We start from the raw sequence: 21,096 nt of genomic DNA on the forward strand, positions 1-21,096 counted from the left end.
GATCACTATGAGAGAATTTGAAAAATCCAACAAATTAGAAGGCGTAAGTTACGATGTCCGCGGACCGGTTCTTGAAGAAGCAGAACGAATGCAAGAAGAGGGCATCAGTATATTAAAATTGAATACGGGAAATCCAGCACCATTTGGATTTGAGGCACCAAATGAAGTGATCCGTGATTTGATCATGAATGCCAGAGATTCAGAAGGCTATTCGGATTCAAAAGGGATTTTTTCTGCACGAAAAGCGATTGAACAGTATTGTCAATTGAAAAAATTTCCAAATGTGACGATCAATGATATCTATACTGGTAATGGGGTCAGTGAGCTGATCACGATGTGTATGCAAGGGCTATTGGACAATGGCGATGAAGTATTAGTGCCAATGCCAGATTATCCTTTATGGACAGCTTCTGTTTCTTTGGCTGGAGGAAAACCAGTTCATTATGTATGCGATGAACAAGCCGAATGGTATCCAGATATTGAGGATATCAAATCTAAAGTTACCAGCCGGACAAAGGCAATCGTGATCATCAATCCTAATAATCCAACAGGAGCTTTATATCCGAAAGAGTTATTAGAAGAAATCGTGAAAATTGCACGAGAACATCAATTGATCATTTATTCAGACGAAATCTATGATCGTTTAGTGATGGATGGCTTAGAGCATATCCCGATTGCGACTTTAGCACCTGATCTATTCGTTGTCACATTGAATGGCCTATCTAAATCACATCGTGTGGCGGGATTCCGTGTCGGCTGGATGGTGTTGAGTGGTGACAAATCAAATGTAAAAGGCTATATCGAAGGGTTGAATATGCTTTCCTCTATGCGTCTTTGTTCAAATGTCCTGTCACAACAAATCATCCAAACTGCCTTAGGGGGCTACCAAAGTGTGGATGAATTGCTATTGCCTGGTGGACGGATCTACGAACAAAGAGAATACATTTATAATGCAATCAATGATATCCCTGGATTATCAGCGGTTAAGCCGAAAGCAGCTTTTTATATCTTTCCAAAAATCGATACGAAACGCTTCAATATTACCAATGATGAGCAGTTCGTATTAGATTTTCTGCACGAGCACAAGATTTTACTTGTTCACGGAGGCGGTTTTAACTGGCCTGATCCAGACCACTTCAGAATCGTTTACTTACCAAAATTAGACGATCTAAAAGTAACGGCGAAAAAAATGCGTGAATTCCTGACAACCTACCAACAAAGATAGGAAATATCATAATTTGGCTGTTGTGCGTGTGTATTAAGTAGGTAGTATTAAGCGTAAGCGAGTAACTGATGGAACATATCAAGATTTTATGAAGTAAGTGAATCACTATAACAATTGGAATCAACGATTCTTATGGGCGTTTGCTTACTTCACTAAATCAACCGTTTTTGTCTGAGTTTTATTTTCATTTGACACCTGTAAATAACCAGTTTCGAGTAAGAGCCAACGAGTAGTAAAAACGATGTGATTGGTAACTTTTTTTATAAAGTAAATACGACTTCACCTAAAAGCCGTCCCGATACCGAGGCGTTTTTTTAATGTCAATTTTTGAAAAATGATTCGTTGCTATTGGACTTTTCTTGAAGTTTACAAAGTAGTCAAGTACAATACATGTAGTCATGCGAATACGCATATTTTTTTGAGAGGGGGATACTTATGGAAGCATTAGTCGATTCCTTTGGTACGATCATCAAAGAAATCCGAAAAGAACAAAAAATGACTCAACAAATGCTTTCACAAGGCATTTGTTCTCAAAGTGTGCTGAGTAGAATCGAAAATAACGAAGAGTTACCAAATGTATTAGTGATGGCTCAGATCTGTCACAGGCTTGGTGTAACGATCGATTATGTCATGAACTTATCCAAGGACAAGATTCGAGCAGCAACTAGACAGTTTGATCTTCTGGATCTTTACTTTTTAAAAAGAGATTATCGTAAATTAGAACAAGAACTAAAATCAGCGAAGGTGACAGAGAATCTCTATTCAGCTGAGGATTTTCAACGGTATTATTATTATTTAGGTGTTTGTGAATTTACATTAAGGAAAAACCTAGTAAAGGCACTTAGTTACTTGAAAGAAGCATTGACTTACTCCAGCCAAAAAGATCGGACACATGTCTGTGATATCGAGATCCAATTGATCAGCTGTATTGGGAAAGTCTATGGGGTTGCAGGGAGAAGTACAGAAGCAAGATATTATTTAAGTCGTAGTGTCCAACTCTTGCATGATACGATCAACGAGCACAACAAAAGCGAATTGACCCAGATTTTTTATAATTATGGTAGTTTTCTATTTCATCAAGGAGAACGCCAAGCAGCCCTTGAACAAGTGAATCAAGGGATTCGTTGGGCACAAGAAAAAAATAGCTATTATTATTTAAATGATTTATTTATTCTAAAAAGTTTGATCTACAAACAGCAAAATGAACTATCAAAAGCATTGTTTTATGAAGAATTAGCTCAAGCAGTAAAAAAGATTGCTAAAAGTATATAAATGGTGTAGACCATTCTTGACTTCTTTCGTAAATAAGAGTAATTTAAAGGTAGATCATCAAAGGAGAGAATAGAATGAGAACTTATATCTATGCTGACAAATTCTTTTTAGCATCTGGTGTGAAAAACACTGGATATCTTGAAATCACTGATGGGCTTTTTGGCGAATATCTTTCAGAAAAACCAGCTGGTGAAGTAACGATCATTGATCAAAGCGGTAAATGGATCGCCCCTGGACTTGTAGACACACATATTCATGGGTTTATGAATCACGATGTTATGGATAATGACGCAGAAGGAATCAAAGCTATGTCAGAAGGTTTGTTATCTTGTGGGGTAACTGCCTTTTTACCTACAACATTAACCTCTAGTAAAGAACGTCTAAGAGATGTAGCAGAGACGATCGGAAAAATGTACCATGAAGCTCCTGGCGCTAAAATCAAAGGGATCTATTTTGAAGGACCATTCTTTACAGAAGAGCATAAAGGCGCGCAAAACCCAAGTTATTTTGGCGACCCTGATTTGGCAGTCTTCAATGAATGGCAAGAAGCTTCAGGCGGATTGATCAAAAAAATCGCATTAGCACCAGAACGCGCAGGTGTCGAAGAATTTGTAAAACAAGTGACAGATGAAGGCGTTGTCGTTGCTTTAGGTCATAGTAATGCAACGATCAATGAAGCACAAGCAGCTGTTGAAGCAGGTGCAAGCGTGTTTGTTCATGCGTTTAACGGGATGCGCGGCTTGAACCATCGTGAGCCAGGTATGGTCGGCGCATTATTATCATTGGATCACGTATTTTCTGAGTTGATTTGTGACGGTCACCATGTCCATCCAAATGCAGCACAGATCCTGATGGAAAAAGCAGGACATGAACATGTGGCTTTGATCACGGATTGCATGATGGCTGGTGGAATGCCTGATGGTAACTACAATTTAGGTGAGTTCCCAGTAGTCGTAAAAGATGGAACGGCTCGCTTAGAATCTGGAAATCTAGCTGGAAGTATCCTAAGATTAAAAGAAGCAATCAAAAATGTCGTAGATTGGGGCTTAGCTACACCAGAACAAGCCATTATGATGGCTACGTACGTTCCTGCAGTTAGCTGTAAGATCGACGATACATGTGGAAAGATTGCTAAAGGAAGAGATGCTGATTTCATCGTCTTGAATCCTGACATGACCTTAGATGCCACTTATTTAGATGGTGTTGAACGTTATCATGCGTAAAAAAGAATAAATGAACAGCCAAAAGGAAGAAGCAACTCGTAGCTTTACTCTCTTTTGGCTGTTTTTTTGTGGTGTTTTTTAGATAAATAGTTGGTTACTGGATCAATACTTCTAAGCGTGTAATAAATTCATTCTGGTCATTGGTTTCATGGAAATCTACGAGATAGAGTTCATAAAATGGACTTTTTAATTCTAGTTGATGTGTTTGTGCATATTTTTTCATTTCTTGAATGCCTGTGACTTGTTGCTCATAGGCTCCTTGGTAAGTGTAGGTCAAGTATTTCCCGGATGGTAACGTAGACACCTCATTGATCAAAGAGGCAGTTTCTGGATAGAAATAAAAGACTTGATAAGCAAAAGAATCTGACTCTTCATGTAAGATACTTCCAAATAAATTTTGATTGTTGGCACTGAGGTGTTTCTCATGTTTTTTATGCAGTTGTTTCAATGCGTAATCGACATCATCGCTAGTCGTCATTTCATCGTCTTTGATGACTTGACGTAATTGATGTTCCATCACGATCGGTTGATTGAATGGAGTATCTTCTACTTCATAGATCAACTGTAAGCGATCATCTAATAAGGCGATTTTTTCTTTTGATTCTGCAATCAACCGATGCAAAGAATCAATTTCAAATCGTAAAAGTTCTTTTGTTCGATCGATATTTTTATTATTCAGATATTCGACGATCTCAGGCAAAGAAACATCAAAATATCGCAGATCGCGAATCGTATTTAGTTGTTCTAATTCTTTGTACGAATAATTTCGATAACCGTTGTCGTCATAATCTGGTTGGATCAAACCGATTTTTTCATAGTAACGTAAAGTATGTGGGGTAATATCATATAATTTTGCTAATTCATTGATTTTCAATCGATTCACTTCCGTTTGATTTTATTTATACTTTATATCTGTTCCTCATTTTACTATTAGTTGATTCAAAAAAGCGAGTATTTTTAAATTATTTACACAAAACCCTTGACCTTAGAGTTACTCTAACCTGTAAGCTGATTATAGATTAGTCAGTGTTGGAGGAGAAAAAGTATGGAATGGTATAACAAGTCAACGGAAGAAACAATCAAACAAGTTCAAGTCACAGAATATATCACAGAGAGTGATCGGCTGGAACGTCAACAAAAATATGGAAAAAATAAAATGGAAGAAAAAGATCAAACACCAGAATGGCAAAAATTCTTATCTTATTTCCATGATGCGTTGATGTACATCTTATTAGGGGCAGCGATATTGAAAGTTGCAACTGGTGCATTGATGGAAGGTGGCATGATCTTTTTAGTTGTTTTTCTAAATGCGATGATCGGGTACTTCCAAGAACGAAAAGCAGCTTCTTCTTTAGATAGTATCAAAGGATTATTGAGTGATAAAGCAGTGATTTTAGAAGATGGTAAAAAACGAGAGATCGATCCGGCAGACTTGGTCGTCGGCGATCAAGTAGTCTTGACTGCTGGAGATATCGTACCAGCAGATGTTCGGATCATCGAATCATTCAATTTACAAGTGGATGAGGCGATTTTAACAGGAGAAACACATTCTGTCAGCAAAACTGTTGATAGCTTACCTGAAAATACAGAATTAGCTGAACAAGTAAATATGGCTTTTTCGGGCACTAAAGTTGAATCTGGCAATGGATTAGGTGTCGTTGTTGAAGTAGGTTCGAATACTCAAATCGGTAAAATCAGTCATTCTTTATCAACTGTTGAAGAACAAGAAACCCCGTTATTGAAGAAAATCAAGGAAATGAATACAAGTATATTTAAAGGAATCAGTGCGTTGATTTTGTTAATTGCTCTTGTTTCGTATTTTTATTATGGTATGACATGGGGCTATATCGCTACGGCGATCATTGCTTTGATCGTTTCTTCGATTCCAGAAGGCCTGCCGTCGATTTTAACGATCATTTTGTCGATTGGCGTGAATCGAATGGCAAAGAAGAATGCCATCGTAAAAACATTGCCTACAGTAGAAACCTTAGGTGCGATGACGGTTATTTGTTCAGATAAGACAGGGACATTGACAAAAAATGAAATGTCTTTAGTTCATATAGCGACACTAAATGATTGGTATACGCCTGAATCATTTGCACAAGTAGCACATACAAAAGTCGAAGAATATTTGTTACAAGCAATGCATAATTGTCAAGAAACACAATTAGCAGATGGGGATTGTCCTGAAACGGGAAATGCAACAGAACTTGCATTATTACGTTATACAAATACGCAACAGGCAATAATCCATTCACCTATTGCCAAAATCCCTTTTGATTCAGCGTATAAATACATGGGGACTGTTCATGAGATCAATGGGAAGAATATCTTGTTCGTAAAAGGTGCACCGGATGTATTGATCGAAAAAGCGGGACAACAAATGGATGCTAGAGGTATGAGCCAGTCGATCGATAAAAAACGTTGGCATAAGAAAAATGAAGATTTAGCGAGTCAAGGGCAACGTGTGTTAGCTTTTGCGATGAAAGAAATCGGCGATGAAGACTTATCTCATGATGCACTAGATGAAGCATTGACGATGATTGGCTTATGCGGTGTGATCGACCCACCAAAAGAGTCAGCAATCGAAGCAGTGAAATCAATGCAACAAGCTGGAATACGTGTCAAAATGATCACAGGCGATCATCCACTGACAGCGAAAGCCATCGCAAAACAACTAGGATTGCAAAATCATCAAACAGCAATCACAGGAAAAGAGCTGAATCAACTGTCAGAGCAACAATGGCAACGCGCAGTAAGTGAAAACGATGTATTTGCGCGAACGACACCAGAACACAAATTGGCAATCGTTTCTTATCTACAAGCGCAAGGTGAAATTGTTGGGATGACCGGCGATGGTGTAAATGATGCACCAGCATTGAAAAAAGCTGACGTCGGGATTGCTATGGGGATCAAAGGGAGCGATGTTAGTAAGCAAGCAGCAGATATGGTTTTAGTCGATGATAATTTTGAGACGATCGCTTATGCAGTCAAAGAAGGACGTCGGATATTCGACAACTTGAAGAAAACGATTCTCTTTTATTTACCAACATGTTTGGCGCAAGGATTATTGTTACTTTTCTCATTGATCGGAAACTACCCATTACCTTTGACGACTGTGCAAATCCTATGGTTGAATCTAGTTGCTTCGATCACCTTGTCCTATGCTTTAGGATTTGAACGGGCAGAAAAACAAGTGATGAGTCGACGACCACGACCATTGAACGAACGGATTTTGTCACGATATGCGTTGATGCGCATTTTGTATGTAGGGATGATCTTGACGATCTTAGGCTTAACTGCGATGGAATATGTCTCAAACGATGCACGTCAGACGGTGTTGATCAATGCGATGGTGTTTGGTCAAGCCTTCTATATGATCAATTGTCGTAGGATCAGCGAATTTAGTTTAGATAGAGGATTATGGAAAAATACCGCATTGTTTTATTCAATTGGGATCATGATTTTGCTTCAAGCCGCGATGATCTGGTTCCCACCATTACGAATGGCTCTAGGAACAAACCTACTATCAAGTACGGAAGTCGTCATCAGTCTTTTACCTGGATTACTTTTATTCTTCTTAGTAGAAATCGAAAAATATGTTTTATCAGCTAGAAGTTACAGGGTAGGTGCTTGATCATCCATATTATTGAAAAAACATAGAAAGATACCAAAGTAACTAGGTGCTTTTTATTCACACTAAACCCAAGTAATGTTGGAAGAAGAAACTAGTTTATAAAATAAGTTAGTAAAAACGTCCGAAATGAGAATGATCATTTCAGACGTTTTTTTGTACGTTATTCTGTTTCATATACCTAAACATGCGCGATACGTTTTTTGTTAAATGTTCAAAGATAAAGCCCCAGTTTGTCATTGTTAATGCGAGCAACCTTAGATAGTAGAAAGTTAAAAAAATTCGACAATTGATTTCGAAGAGTTTGCGTATCTTATTAGTAGATCGGCAAAACTCCCATTAAATCGCTGGATTTCTTCTTTTTGGTGAGAGCGAGGAAACAAACAAACCGTTTTTTCATTTGCTAAGAGATAATCACCATCGATCGTACGAGCCACCAAGTAAAAGGATGAAAGGAGATTCGCGACCTCCGCTTCATCCAGGGAGGTATAATCGATTGTTCGCAGAATACTAGCTTTGAAATGTTGGTAAGAAGGGAAAAATACAAGTTCCTCATAATCGAACAGCTCGTTTTCTTCCAGCCATGCGAGTGTTTCTTCTAATGTACGATTTTGCTTCAATTGTTCAAACAATCGTTTCACCTACTTTTTATTTGGTATCAATACCGTAAAATCAATCGTTGGATTATTGCCTGTTCCTTTTGCCTCTAACTCGACACTTTCAGGGATGAGTTCATCGCCAACATAATGTGGAGTAACACGATAGCGTACAGTTTCACCATGATTCAACGCCTTACGGATTTTTAGTTCATAGTAGTTCATGTAAGGATCATTGACTGGAAATTGAAACAAAGTAACTAGATTTCTTTCGTCGTCGCCACTACCGCCGAACTGTTTAGCGATCAGATGTCCGCGAGAATGATCGTATCTGGGACCAGAAATAAATCCAGGAGGACGGATGTCACGGTTTGCGCTGGTTCCTGTATTGATCATTGATTTTTCCAATAAGGCATCCGCACCAGTGGGACGTCCTAATCGATCAAGCTCATGATACTCGATCCATCCTTTGTTTGTTGAGAGTTCAGCCCCATCAAAGGAAGCTGTTCCTAATTCTTGTGGCCCAGGATTGTTTCCAGTCGGTGCTAAGTCTTCTTCTTGTGGTAAGCCGTTGTTTCTTGGTTCAGATGAGTCAGGTATACTACTTGTGATAGTAGCTTCACTTTTGCTTGTACTTTCGACTGGTTTATCAGAAGACTCCATACTATATGTACTCATGTTTGATCGTTGTTCAGTAGAAACTTCCGGTTCACTATCGATTGAAGCAGTAAAACTAGATTCACTGTAATCCCTTGAGATCGGTTGTTCTACATTCACTAGATCCATTCCGATAAAGCCAATTGCGCCAAAAACAACTATAGAGATCAATGTACCCCATAGTTTTTTTAAATTTTTCATTCGTTCACCTCCTTTGTTAGTATAATCCAAAACCAAGCGGACTAAAAGTGAAAACTTTATCCAAAGTAGGTTAATTATATAGGTTAGTATGATATGATAATCTTGTACACAAAGGAGGCGAATGAGATGATAGGAGGAATCGCAATCATCACGATTTACTGGTACGTTTTACTCATATGCGCTGGGGTTGCAGTGTTACTTGTTATTTTTGGAGATGTCTTTGATTTCGATGGACCTATTGATCCGATGCTGATCGTTCCCTGGTTGACTTTTACCAGTTTATTAGGTTATTTAGGTGAATCCTTGACCGACCAGTCCTCATTAGTGATTTTCGTGATCAGCGCGATTATTGCAACCGTTTTAGTTTTTTTGTTGAATTTTTATATCTTGATGCCGATGAAGCACGCAGAATCGACGCTATCAACTTCTGAAAAAACATTAGAAGGTCAAATCGCGACAGTGGTGACCCCGATACCGATCCAGGGAATGGGAGAGATCCAATTAAAAAGTGTTACTGGTTCAATCAGTCGCCCTGCTTGTTTTTATACGCCCCAAGAGAAAATGATCGGACGTGGCGAAAAGGTGTTGATCATTGAAGTAAGAGACCGTGTTTGTTATGTTACACCGTACGAAAGTATGTTGAAAATGTAAAGGAGTGGAAGAAATGGAAATATCTGGAGTGTTTGTTGCAATTGTTTTAGCAGTGTTGATCGTTTTAATGTTATTGATCGTCTTTGTCGCTAAGTACCAAACGGCAAAGCCTGACGAAGCATTGATCATCAGTGGTAGTTACTTGGGAAGTAAAAATGTTCATGCCGACGAGAGTAACAATAAAATCAAAATCGTCCGCGGTGGTGGTGCATTCGTATTACCAGTTTTCCAACGTTCGAATCGCATCAGTTTATTATCAAGCAAATTAGACGTGTCTACCCCAGAAGTTTATACAGAGCAGGGTGTGCCGGTGATGTGTGACGGTACTTCGATCATCAAGATCGGTTCTTCTGTCGAAGAAATTGCGACAGCAGCGGAACAATTTCTAGGGAAAACGCGAGAAGAACTTGAAAATGAAGCGCGTGAAGTATTAGAAGGTCATTTGCGGTCGATCCTAGGTTCGATGACAGTAGAAGAAATTTACCAAAATCGTGACAAATTCAGCCAAAGCGTGCAAGAAGTTGCCTCGGTGGATCTAGCAAAAATGGGCTTGATCATTGTTTCGTTCACGATCAAAGAAGTCCGTGATAAAAATGGTTATTTGGATTCTTTAGGGAAACCACGGATTGCTCAAGTCAAACGTGATGCAGATATTGCAGAAGCAGAAGCACTAAAAGAAACGCGTATCAAAAAGGCGGAAGCAGAGAAAGAATCTCAAGCTGCAGAATTACAACGCCAAACAGAGATCGCCGAATCTTTAAAAGAAAAAGAATTGAAATTAGCTGCCTATAAACAGGAACAAGATGTGGCACGAGCAAAAGCTGACCAAGCGTATAATTTAGAAAGTGCCAGAGAACAACAACAAGTAATCGAACAAGAGATGCAAGTAAAAGTCGTCGAACGTCAAAAACAAATCGAATTAGAAGAAAAAGAAATCATTCGTCGTGAAAAACAATACGATTCTGAAGTGAAGAAAAAAGCCGATGCGGATCGTTACGCCAAAGAACAAGAAGCCCAAGCGCAAAAAGTCAAAGAAGTGACTGAGGCAGAAGCAGAACAATTTAGAATCGAAGCCTTAGCCCAAGCCCAAGCCAACCAAACTCGTTTAGCTGGACAAGCCGAGGCAGAAGCCACGTTAGCAAAAGGGAAAGCGGAAGCAGAAGCAAAACAAAAAATCGCAGATGCGTTCAAAGAATATGGAGAAGCTGCTGTGCTTAGCATGGTGATCGAAATGTTGCCTCAATTGATGCGTGAAGCGGCACAACCGCTAGGCAATATCGAAAAAATCTCTGTTGTTGATACAGGAAACTCCTCAGGTGAAGCAGGTGGCGCCAATCGAGTGACAAGCTATGCGACAAACTTGTTGTCGACGACACAAGAAACGTTGAAAGAAACAACTGGATTGGATATCAAGGATATCATTGAGAATCTTTCCACACGTGGAAATTCTAGACAATTGAATGTCTATGAAGGATCAAATGAACCGAAAGAATAACTTAAGAAAGAGAGTGGGACATTAGTTCTCTCCCACCACCTAAAACCGAATAAACGGCGAGAACAGAAGTAACCTCTTCGGAAATAAGGCGCCATCCACAAAAATTTGAAGAACAATTTTCGTGGATGGCGCCTTATTTCTCGAGGCTGAACACTTCTGTCTCGACCTCTTTTGTTGGTTCGCTATTTATTTTCATTTTGCTCACGGATCTGTGCTTTTACTTCTTCAAGACTTTCAAGTAAAGCCTGCTCTTTTTTTCTTAATTGTTCTAAGTCCTCGACAATCTCTTCTTTTTTTTCAACTTCTGGCGGACGCAAGCAAAAATTGATACCGATAGCAATAAATGTCCCGATAAATGTATCGAAAACCCGCTCAATCGCATAGAAGGCTGACTCTCCTTGAGGGATACTTAAAGAGATCAGCAGTAATGTTGCAATAGCAGCAATGATCCCAGAATTATTATTGATACCGTCAGATAAGACGATCACAATGATCACTAAAAGTGGGAGAACGATCAGTTCAACTAAAAAATCATTGTGGAAGTAACTTTTTACAAAAAAATAGAAAATACCTAATCCGCCACCAAGTAGATTGCCAATAATACGCGAGCGACCAAAAGAAAAGGTCGTAGTCAAATCCTGGCGCAAGGAAAAAACAGCAGATAGGGCAGCAATCATTGGAATGCCACGATCAAAGAGATGAAAGATCAAAATACATAAGAAAACGGCTAAAGCACTCTTCATTGTACGCATACCAAGTCGAAAGCGTCCAAATTGCATAGTATACTCTCCTTTACGTTCTTTACAATATCATAACTAAACTTACCTTGGATTGCTAGTTTTTCATGAACGAATTTAGTATAATTCAATAAAAAGAAAGGAGCCGATCATGCGTATTGGAATGAGAACGGTAAAAACGGTCATCAGTGTATTTGCTTCCATGTTGGTTGCAAACTACTTTTCCTTATTATTCTGGCCATCTGCCGGTATTATTGCGTTGTTAAGCGTAGGGAATACTCGTCGCTCCACCTTGATGACTGGAATCTATCGAATCGCTGCATTTATTGTCGCTACACTTATTGCCTATATGTGTTTTACACTTTTGGGCTATCGAATCATCAGTTTCAGTGTCTTTCTATTATTTTTTATTCCAATCGCCGTGCGGTTCAAATTGACAGAAGGAATCGTTGTAAACTCAGTCTTGATCACTCATTATCTTAGTGAACAAAGTATGAGTTGGCAATTGATCACAAACGAAGCAGCCTTGATGATCATTGGTGTAGGCTTTGCTTTGTTATCTAATGTCTATATGCCAGATAGTAAAAAACGTTTAAAGGAAAATCAAATGATCATCGAAGAGCGATTTCGTCTTCTTTTGAAGAATATGGCAGACTTTTTGCTTTCTGGCGAAGCTTACGAAAATCAAGGGTTATGCAAAGAATTACAAGTTTATATTCGAGAAAGCCAAGCATATGCACGGAATCACCAAGAGAATAACTTGCTTAGACAAAATCAATACTATGAAACCTATTTTTCTATGCGACGGGCTCAGATCAATGTGATCCAAGATATGCAAGAAAATTTAGCTTATATCCAGGACCCAGTGCCTTATAGCGACCATATATACGGCTTGTTGATCTATACAGCTGAGACATTTTCTGAATCAAATGATGGCAAAGAAATATTGACACGGATCGAAGAGGTCTATGGGATGTATCGTCAAATGCCATTGCCGACTACTCGAAGTGAATTTGAAGATCGTGCGGAATTGTTTCAGTTTTTACAGTCATTCAAAAGTTTTATTGAAATAAAAGTAGAATTTTCTCAGCAGATGATAGTGGATGCGGAAAGATGAACAAATAAGACGAAGCGATGAGAAGACCATTCTCGCTTCGTCTTATTTTTATTTTGTTTATTTGTTATTCTTCCAATGCTCTTGCATATCATCTAAGAGTGCAATCACTTCGGTAGTTAAGTACAGGGAACGGTTTGGAAGTTCTCCTTCGATCATTTTTACCATATTTTCAATTTCATAATTCATTGCTTGCGCACGATGGCCACTTTCGATCAATTCTTTTGTACCGTCAGTATAAATGATTTCGGCTTGGTCAGCTCTAGGATAATCATTGATCGAGATATACCCATTTTCAAAAGCAACGATTCCGATTTTTGGCATTTTTGCTTGGAAGGTCAGGTTGATCGTAGCTAGTTCATTTTCTTTATTTTGTAAGATCGTTACAGATTGTTCATCGACACCTGTTTTAAATGGAATCATACGAGAGGCGATGACTTCCGGTTGTGAGCTCAAAAAGAAGCGAGCAAATGAAACAGCATAGGTTCCAATGTCAAGTAATGCTCCACCTGCTAAATCAGGGTTGAAGAAGCGGTTGGTCGGATCAGGTTCTTTGTAACTGCCAAAAGGTGCTTGGATCATCTTTAATGCACCTAACTTGCCTGAATCGATCATTGAACGAAGTTGATGATACAAAGGCATGTTGAAAATCGTCATCGCTTCTGCCAAGATCAGCTGTTTTTGTTCGGCTAATTGGATGGCTTGTTGAAGTTCTGCCTTATTCATCGTGATGGCTTTTTCGCATAAGACATGTTTCCCAGCTTCCAAGGCAGGAAGGATATAGTCGATATGTTGACGATTCGGAACGGCGATATACACGATATCAACTTCAGCATCTTGCAACATTTCACGATAATCGCCATATGCTTTTTTGATAGAATGGCGTGTAGCAAAATCCTGTGCTTTTTCCAAAGTTCGTGATGCGACTGCCGCCAATGTACTTGATGGTTGATCGAAGCTTTCTGCAAATTCGTTAGCGATCGATCCTAGACCGACAATGCCCCATTGGAATTTTTTCATTTTTTCATCTCTCCTTGACGTGATATATTTAATATAAGGGTATTTAGTTGAATACTCTTGGTTTCGCTATTATTATATCAAAAAAAGGACATCCCATCGTTTTGAAGAATTGCTTTCTAAAAAAAGGTGAAAGAAATGTTCTAATAGATGATTTTTTACCTTAATTTAAGTAGAATAAGAAGGAGGAGGAGATTGCGATGCATCAAGTATACGTTGATCTTATTATGAGTGTTTTACTCGAACAATTTGAAACAGAAGAAAATTTCTTAGATACTTATCTATTGGTGGATGAAACAACTTGGCAAGCTTGGAAGCGTGGTGAACAAAACTTACCATCCGAGGCCATGCAAAAAGTGAAAAATCTTTTTACGGACTATGAATGGATGTTGACGCAAAAAATTCTACGTCAAACCATTATTTTCCCTGAAAAAAGAAACGTTGCAGTAGCGGAATATAAGCAAATCAAAACACGTATTGCTCAGAAATGGGTAAGTAGTGGCAGTGCGAATGTAGAGTTGCTCCCTTTAAAAAATGATCAAATTGTCAATGGATATCTTGACTTGAAAGTCAGTATTCAATATGATGAGTGGGGTTATGATGACATTTTGAACTTTCGATTACCAGCAGAAGTTCAAAAGCAAATCGAAGGGGAGAAAATCGAGTTGTTAGATTGGGTAAATGAAAATCTGGAAGAAACTTACGTGAGTGAGAAAGTGGAACCAGAAAGGGAATGAAAGGATTTTTTGCGTGAATAAAATTTTAGGCGTTATCTCAGTCGTGATTATGATTGTTGCGATGGGCTATCTGGTTGTTAGTGAGAGTCGGACGGATACGAAAGCTCAAGCTGATAATTCAAAGACAGAACAAACAAACACGACGAGTGCGACAGAAGAAAGTACAGAAAAAGCAACAAAAAAAGCAACCTCTAGTGATTTACCAGATGTTAAGTTGGATGATTGGTCACTGGTATTGGTAGGACCTGATCATAAAATCGAGACAGAAATCGATGAAGCCAACCAATTGGCTGCGCTAGATAATGGCTATCTGATCGACAAACGTATTAAAGCTGATTATGAAGAACTGGCTAACGCAGCTAAAGCTGCGGGCTTTCCTTTAGTTATGGTATCGGCTTATCGCTCAGTTGCGACACAACAAGAGGTGTTCGCTCAAAATGTCCAACAGGTGATGAGTAGTCAGGGAGTCACTGAAGAAGAGGCGACCGCGATTACGAAAAAAACTATGACAGAACCGGGTTACAGTGAACACCATACAGGTTTAGCTGTGGATGTGGTCGATGAAACATGGTACAACAATTATCCCAATACTGTATTGGATGAAAAATATGGTGACGAACCAGGTGCGAAATGGCTTGCGGACAATGCCTCTAAATATGGCTTTATCATCCGTTATCCAAAAGGTCGAGAAGATATTACAAAAATCACTTACGAACCTTGGCACCTACGTTATGTAGGCAAAGAAAGTGCAGAATATATCACATCAAACGATTTAACGATGGAGGAGTACTTGGACCAACTAAAAGAAAAGTAGGAATAAGAGATGGCAAAAAACAAAGGGAAAAAACAAAGGCGTAAAAATAATCGCTGGTTTGCTGTAGTTTTAGGGAGTATGTTGATCATGATGGCTTTTGTTTTTTCTTTGAGAAGTTTGTCATCGCCCTACTCTACAGAAGCACAGCAACAAGAAACACTGACTCATCAGGAATTTATCAACGCATTAGTTCCACATGCGAAAGAACTACAACAAGGCTATGGCGTTTTGCCAAGTATCATTATTGGGCAAGCCATCCTTGAATCTGATTGGGGCAATAGTACGCTTGCCAGTAAATATAAGAACTTGTTTGGAATCAAAGCGTTTGGGAACGAAGAAAAAGTCAATCTGGAAACAAAAGAATATATCAATGAAGAATGGATCACCATCCAAGGAGACTTTCGAGTCTATTCTTCGTGGGAACAATCAATGGATGACCACACAGCTTTATTTGTCAATGGTGTCGATTGGAATCCTGCATTGTATGCGAATGTGATCACTGCGACCAATTATATTGAAGCAGCTCATGCGTTACAGGCGGCAGGATATGCGACAGATCCGACATATGCTGATAAAATCATACATGTGATTGAAACTTACCAGTTAAATCAATACGATCAATAATCAGAAAAGAACGGAAGTGGACGGATGGCAGATTTATTTGTTCCAGAAATAATGACAGAATTACGTAAGGATATCGTGAGAGTCCCAGAGGTCATTATGGAAGCAAGTGGTATTAAAATTTTTGGCAAGTTGATACGTTCGATTATCTTCACCACGGATATTGCGATCATCAGAAACACCAATGCAAATGCAGTGATCGCAGTTTATCCTTTTACACCCCATCCGGCGATTACGAAAAGCATCATTGAAGCAGCGGATATCCCTGTGTTTTCAGGTGTCGGTGGTGGCTTGACACAAGGGATGCGTTCGGCATATATGAGCCTTTTTGCAGAAGCACAAGGATCATTAGGCGTAGTCTTGAATGGTCCAACACCAGTAGAGACTGTCCATGATGTCTGTCAAGTGGTTGATATACCGGTAATCAGTACAGTCACGTCTAAATACTCGGAAATCGACGAAAAATTGGCAGCAGGCATTACGATCATCAATATCAGTGCGGGAAAAGATACAGCAGACACTGTTCGCTTTTTCCGAGAAAAGTACCCAGAATTACCAATTATTGCGACTGGAGGTCCCACGGAAGAAAGCATCAAAGAAACGATTGAAGCTGGCGCCAATGCAATCACCTACACACCACCTAGTAGCGGAGAGTTATTCAGTCGTAAAATGGACAAGTATCGAAAAATCGAGAAAACCAATTGAGTACCAAACGAAAATAAATATCATTCAACCAACCATAGATAATAGTTATCGATATAAACTTGGCTTTAGCAACCTTTTCCTTTATGGGATAGGTTGCTTTATTTCATAAATACTATTTTGTTTGCTAGGATGAAACTATGAGGTTTATCAAGTCTAATCTAAAGATAAATCCTTCATGAGAAAAACAAGAAATATAGTTGTAAGTTTCAGAAACAAGTGTTAGACTGTTTTCATCGTTTAAAAATTAAACTATTTTGTTTCTAAAAATATCATTTATCAATCGAATATCGAACAACTTATATATCGTCATAATAAGGATGACAGTTTCTAGCCAGCACCGTAAATGTTGGACTATAAGTGAAAAAGTAGTGAAACATCTTTTTTGCTTATACATGAGCAGTAGAGATGTTTTTTTTCTATTTTGAGTGGCATGAATTTAGCAAGAAAAGGAGTAAATAAAGTGAGAGAATTAGTTGAACGTATCAATAAAGATGGACAAGTCTTGGGTGAAGGCGTGTTGAAAGTAGATAGTTTTGTTACCCATCAGGTAGATCCAGTGTTGATGGAACAAATGGGCCAACGTTTTGCGGAAGTATTTAAAGAACAAGGAATCACTAAAGTGGTGACAATTGAAGCTTCTGGTATCGCCCCTGCTTTATTTGCGGCTAAAGAGCTCGGCGTACCGATGATCTTTGCAAGAAAAGCCAAAAGTTTGACGATGGATGAAGAATTATTGACGGCATCCGTTTATTCATTTACGAAACAAGTAACAAGCACGATATCGATTTCTCGTAAATTCTTGTCTTCTGAAGATAAAGTATTGATCATTGATGACTTTTTAGCGAATGGTCAAGCGGCAAAAGGGTTGATCGAATTGTGCCAACAAGCAGGTGCGAGTGTGGAGGGAATCGGGATCGTCATTGAAAAATCCTTCCAAGACGGTCGTCAACTTCTTGAAGAAATGGGCTTAAAAGTGGTCTCGCTTGCCCGCGTAGCATCACTTTCTGATGGTCAAGTAGATTTTCTTGAGGAGGATGCGTAAGCGTGGAGAAAGAAACACAAAATGGAAAAGCAGCAGTCTTAGGGTTACAGCATTTATTAGCGATGTATGCGGGAGCAGTCGCTGTACCGTTATTGATCGGTACGGGTCTAGGATTTAATCAAGAACAAATGACTTATCTTATCTCAATCGATATTTTCATGTGTGGATTAGCGACGCTCTTACAATTAACTGTCAATCGCTTTTTCGGGATTGGTTTACCAGTTGTTTTAGGTTGTGCGATCCAAGCAGTTGCACCGTTGATTTTGATCGGTAGTACTGAAGGTGTCGGTGCAATCTATGGCTCGATCATCGCATCAGGGATTTTTGTTGTGCTAGTTGCTGGTTTCTTTTCAAAGATCAAAAAACTATTTCCGCCGATTGTTACTGGAACAGTGATTACAGTGATTGGCTTGACGTTGATTCCAGTAGCCATCGAAAAAATGGGTGGCGGCAGTGCAACTGCTCCAGGCTTTGGTGATCTGACGAATTTATTATTAGCGTTTGTCACGATCCTACTGATCGTTGGTGTGCAATTATTAGGCAAAGGGTTTATTCGATCGATCGCTGTGCTGATCGGTCTGATCGGTGGAAGTATCTTAGCTGCCTTTTTAGGTAGAATCGATCTAGGAGCAATTGGACAAGCCCCTGTTTTTCACGTACCGCAACCTTTTTACTTTGGAAAACCGACATTTGAAATCTGGTCGATCTTATTGATGATCATCATTTCAATGGTAAGTATGGTAGAATCAACAGGCGTCTATTTTGCCTTAGGAGATATTACTGGAAAAAAAGTCGGGGAAGAGCAGTTGAAAAAAGGCTATCGAGCAGAAGGGTTAGCCGTCATCTTAGGTGGTATTTTTAACACATTTCCTTATACAGGATTTTCGCAAAATGTCGGGTTGGTACAACTTTCAGGAATCAAAACAAGAAAACCCATTTACTTTTCCGCTTTCTTTTTGATCATCTTGGGTCTATTCCCTAAAATCGGCGCAGTGGCTCAAATCATACCTGAACCAGTCCTTGGTGGCGGGATGTTGGTCATGTTTGGAATGGTGGCGATCCAAGGAATCCGGATGTTATTAGAAGTAGATTTTACAAATGACAAAAATTTATTGATTGCTGCAGTGTCGATTGGTTTTGGTTTAGGCTTCAATTTGATGCCCGAATTATTCAGCCAGTTACCTGAAACAGTTCAAATGTTCACAGGAAATGGGATCGTTATGAGCAGTATCACAGCAATTGTGTTGAACTTAGTTTTTAACGGACTAAAACAAGACGAGAGAATCATTAAAGAAGCATTGAAGTAATGATGTAGATCACTTTTATAAATCATAGCTAGTAACTGAATAAGGTAGAGACCTTTTTAGCTTAGAGAGATAAGGCGCCATCCACGAAATTTGTTTTTCAAATTTTTGTGGATGGTGCCTTATTTTCGAAGAGTTTACTTTTGTTCCTGCCGTTTATTCGATTTTAGGTGGTGCGAGAAGACGAATTTCCCAGACGAATTTTTTAATTGTAGCAAATTCATGAACAGATTCTCTCTGCATTTTGGATACATGAAGAAAAGTGTTATATCCTTAAAAAAAACAAATGATTTGGACCAGAAAAAACTTGATTTCAACAAGCAAGAGTTGATTTGTTAAAGACGAACAATAAACCTTTTTATCTATTTTTCATTCGAATTTATCTTGATTTACAGGGGGGCGATTGATAAAATATAAGTGAATACGAATCGAGAGGAGAAACGAATGGCTGCAAAAATTTCTGTAATAATGGGGAGCATCTCGGATTGGGAGACAATGAAACATGCGTGTGAGATTATTGAAGAATTTGGCGTTTCTTTTGAAAAGAAAGTAGTTTCAGCACATCGAACACCAGATTTGATGTTTTCGTATGCAGAAGAAGCTCGAGAAAAAGGTATAAAAGTGATTATTGCAGGTGCGGGAGGAGCAGCTCATTTACCAGGGATGGTTGCTGCAAAGACGACATTACCGGTTATTGGTGTTCCTGTTCAAAGCCGAACATTGAACGGATTGGATTCTTTGCTATCCATTGTCCAAATGCCAGGCGGCGTGCCTGTGGCGACGACAGCGATTGGAAAAGCAGGCGCAATTAATGCCGGTCTACTTGCGATACAGATGCTTTCAATGTATGATTTAGAGTTGGAGGCTGCATTAGCGAAACGACGCGCAATGTCGGTTGAATCTGTAATAGAAAGTAGTGATCAACTTGGTTAAACCATTATTACCAGGCTCGACGATCGGAATCGTCGGTGGTGGACAGTTAGGTCGCATGATGGCGATCAGTGCAAAAGAAATGGGATTCAAAGTCGGTGTACTTGATCCGATGAATGATTGTCCGGCTGCTCAAGTAGCGGACTGGCACATTGAAAGTTCCTACGATGATACATTTGCTCTAGAAGAACTTGCAAGACGAACTGAGGTTATCACCTACGAATTTGAGAACGTGAGTGTGGAAGCACTGAATGCGATTTTGCCGATGTCATTTATTCCTCAAGGAACAGATTTGTTGGCGATCACGCAAGATCGTCTACTAGAAAAATCATTTTTAGAAACAAATAATATCGTGATCGCTCCACATGCAACAATCGTCAGTCCCACAGATATCCAAGATGCAATCGATGGTATCGGTTATCCTTGTGTCTTGAAAACAACTCGAGGCGGGTATGACGGTAAGGGGCAATATGTACTGAAGAGTCGAGCGGACTTAGCTCCTGCGATGGATCTTTTAAGAGAAGGAACTTGCGTATTAGAAGCTTGGATTCCGTTTGAAAAAGAACTATCGATCATGGTCGCAGGCAATGGGCAAGGGCAATATACGACATTTCCAGTTGTTGAAAATATCCACCGTAATAATATTCTCCATGAAACGATTGCGCCAGCAACTGTTTCAGCGGATGTGATCGAAGAGGCAGAAAGAATTGCTAAAGTGATTGCTGAAGCAGTGAGTTTGTCCGGTGCACTGGGCGTCGAAATGTTTTTGACGAAGACTGGTGGATTGTATGTGAATGAATTGGCACCGCGTCCACACAATTCAGGACATTACACCTTAGAAGCATGCGGAATGACACAATTTGATGCGCATATTCGTGGGATTTGCGGTTGGCCTTTACCTAAAAAAGTCCCATTGTTAAGTGATGCAGTCATGGTCAACGTTTTAGGGGAACAACTCTTAGAAAGTTACAATTTGATTGCGAAAAAACAAGATTGGAAATTTCATTTCTATGGCAAGAAACAAGCGAAAAAAGGTCGTAAGATGGGACACATCACGATTTTGACAGAAGATATCGAGTCGACATTGAAAGAAATCGAAAAAACGAATATTTGGGACTAAA

At 39.2% G+C, this 21,096-nt stretch carries 20 protein-coding genes and 1 riboswitch; of the genes, 15 read left to right on the forward strand and 5 right to left on the reverse strand.

The features are described 5' to 3' along the window. Positions 1-7 precede the first annotated feature (7 nt). From IGJ39_RS05665 to nagA, 3 genes are all read left to right on the forward strand, one after another. Positions 8-1,225: a pyridoxal phosphate-dependent aminotransferase gene (locus IGJ39_RS05665; RefSeq protein WP_019724414.1), complete on the forward strand. Its 1,218-nt coding sequence runs from the start codon at positions 8-10 to the stop codon at positions 1,223-1,225. A 435-nt stretch (positions 1,226-1,660) separates the two neighbouring features. Continuing rightward, positions 1,661-2,497 carry a helix-turn-helix domain-containing protein gene (locus IGJ39_RS05670; protein ID WP_010735706.1) on the forward strand — a complete coding sequence of 279 codons (837 nt, stop codon included), beginning with the start codon at positions 1,661-1,663 and terminating at the stop codon, positions 2,495-2,497. Positions 2,498-2,571: 74 nt separating this feature from the next. Next, positions 2,572-3,720 (forward strand): N-acetylglucosamine-6-phosphate deacetylase, encoded by a 1,149-nt coding sequence (gene nagA / locus IGJ39_RS05675; protein WP_029594281.1) that lies wholly within the window; start codon positions 2,572-2,574, stop codon positions 3,718-3,720. 94 nt (positions 3,721-3,814) lie between these two features. On the opposite strand, the gene IGJ39_RS05680 is transcribed toward nagA, so the two are convergent. Further along, on the reverse strand, positions 3,815-4,603 hold the full coding sequence (locus IGJ39_RS05680) for a MerR family transcriptional regulator (protein ID WP_253181800.1): 789 nt from the start codon (positions 4,601-4,603) through the stop codon (positions 3,815-3,817). A gap of 162 nt (positions 4,604-4,765) precedes the next feature. Here IGJ39_RS05680 and IGJ39_RS05685 point away from each other — a divergent pair, with 162 nt between their 5' ends. Continuing rightward, positions 4,766-7,357, forward strand: coding sequence for an HAD-IC family P-type ATPase (locus tag IGJ39_RS05685; protein ID WP_019723960.1), 2,592 nt, complete (start codon positions 4,766-4,768; stop codon positions 7,355-7,357). A gap of 269 nt (positions 7,358-7,626) precedes the next feature. Here IGJ39_RS05685 and IGJ39_RS05690 read toward each other — a convergent pair whose 3' ends face one another. Then, positions 7,627-7,995, reverse strand: a complete 369-nt coding sequence (locus IGJ39_RS05690) for a hypothetical protein (protein ID WP_253181799.1) — start codon at positions 7,993-7,995, stop codon at positions 7,627-7,629. Continuing rightward, entirely contained in the window at positions 7,996-8,808 is an 813-nt protein-coding gene (locus IGJ39_RS05695; RefSeq protein WP_019723962.1) for a DNA/RNA non-specific endonuclease, read from the reverse strand. It lies immediately after the preceding gene. A gap of 126 nt (positions 8,809-8,934) precedes the next feature. Between IGJ39_RS05695 and IGJ39_RS05700 the strand changes: the two genes are divergently transcribed. Continuing rightward, a complete protein-coding gene (locus IGJ39_RS05700; RefSeq protein WP_034690200.1) occupies positions 8,935-9,459 on the forward strand; it encodes an NfeD family protein in 525 nt (174 codons plus the stop codon). A gap of 13 nt (positions 9,460-9,472) precedes the next feature. Further along, positions 9,473-10,954 (forward strand): flotillin family protein, encoded by a 1,482-nt coding sequence (locus IGJ39_RS05705; protein ID WP_019723963.1) that lies wholly within the window; start codon positions 9,473-9,475, stop codon positions 10,952-10,954. Between the two features lie 182 nt (positions 10,955-11,136). Here IGJ39_RS05705 and IGJ39_RS05710 read toward each other — a convergent pair whose 3' ends face one another. Beyond that, positions 11,137-11,733, reverse strand: coding sequence for an FUSC family protein (locus IGJ39_RS05710; protein WP_010735697.1), 597 nt, complete (start codon positions 11,731-11,733; stop codon positions 11,137-11,139). A 109-nt stretch (positions 11,734-11,842) separates the two neighbouring features. Here IGJ39_RS05710 and IGJ39_RS05715 point away from each other — a divergent pair, with 109 nt between their 5' ends. Further along, entirely contained in the window at positions 11,843-12,808 is a 966-nt protein-coding gene (locus tag IGJ39_RS05715; RefSeq protein ID WP_019723463.1) for an aromatic acid exporter family protein, read from the forward strand. Between the two features lie 57 nt (positions 12,809-12,865). On the opposite strand, the gene IGJ39_RS05720 is transcribed toward IGJ39_RS05715, so the two are convergent. Next, positions 12,866-13,825, reverse strand: a complete 960-nt coding sequence (locus IGJ39_RS05720; protein WP_019723462.1) for a Gfo/Idh/MocA family protein — start codon at positions 13,823-13,825, stop codon at positions 12,866-12,868. A 197-nt stretch (positions 13,826-14,022) separates the two neighbouring features. Here IGJ39_RS05720 and IGJ39_RS05725 point away from each other — a divergent pair, with 197 nt between their 5' ends. The 8 genes from IGJ39_RS05725 (at position 14,023) to purK (ending at position 21,095) form a co-directional block, all read left to right on the forward strand. Beyond that, complete coding sequence (locus IGJ39_RS05725) at positions 14,023-14,559, forward strand: hypothetical protein (RefSeq protein WP_019723461.1); 537 nt, start codon at positions 14,023-14,025, stop codon at positions 14,557-14,559. A gap of 13 nt (positions 14,560-14,572) precedes the next feature. Further along, positions 14,573-15,373, forward strand: a complete 801-nt coding sequence (locus IGJ39_RS05730; RefSeq protein WP_019723460.1) for a M15 family metallopeptidase — start codon at positions 14,573-14,575, stop codon at positions 15,371-15,373. A gap of 9 nt (positions 15,374-15,382) precedes the next feature. Next, the gene (locus tag IGJ39_RS05735) at positions 15,383-15,997 is read left to right on the forward strand and encodes a glycoside hydrolase family 73 protein (RefSeq protein WP_019723459.1); all 615 of its coding nucleotides are present in this window, start codon (positions 15,383-15,385) and stop codon (positions 15,995-15,997) included. Positions 15,998-16,021: 24 nt separating this feature from the next. Beyond that, positions 16,022-16,699, forward strand: coding sequence for a hypothetical protein (locus IGJ39_RS05740; RefSeq protein WP_010735691.1), 678 nt, complete (start codon positions 16,022-16,024; stop codon positions 16,697-16,699). Positions 16,700-16,975: 276 nt separating this feature from the next. Continuing rightward, positions 16,976-17,073: riboswitch (purine riboswitch) on the forward strand. An 86-nt stretch (positions 17,074-17,159) separates the two neighbouring features. Continuing rightward, positions 17,160-17,741 carry a xanthine phosphoribosyltransferase gene (locus IGJ39_RS05745; RefSeq protein ID WP_019723458.1) on the forward strand — a complete coding sequence of 194 codons (582 nt, stop codon included), beginning with the start codon at positions 17,160-17,162 and terminating at the stop codon, positions 17,739-17,741. A 2-nt stretch (positions 17,742-17,743) separates the two neighbouring features. Continuing rightward, a complete protein-coding gene (locus IGJ39_RS05750) occupies positions 17,744-19,048 on the forward strand; it encodes a nucleobase:cation symporter-2 family protein (protein ID WP_019723457.1) in 1,305 nt (434 codons plus the stop codon). A gap of 441 nt (positions 19,049-19,489) precedes the next feature. Next, entirely contained in the window at positions 19,490-19,978 is a 489-nt protein-coding gene (gene purE, locus IGJ39_RS05755; RefSeq protein ID WP_010735688.1) for a 5-(carboxyamino)imidazole ribonucleotide mutase, read from the forward strand. Next, complete coding sequence (gene purK / locus IGJ39_RS05760) at positions 19,971-21,095, forward strand: 5-(carboxyamino)imidazole ribonucleotide synthase (RefSeq protein ID WP_019723456.1); 1,125 nt, start codon at positions 19,971-19,973, stop codon at positions 21,093-21,095. The genes purE and purK overlap by 8 nt, the downstream gene beginning before the upstream one ends. The last annotated feature ends 1 nt before the right edge of the window (position 21,096 follow it).

This window comes from Enterococcus sp. AZ140 (genome assembly GCF_051714405.1).
GTDB lineage: Bacteria > Bacillota > Bacilli > Lactobacillales > Enterococcaceae > Enterococcus_B > Enterococcus_B pernyi.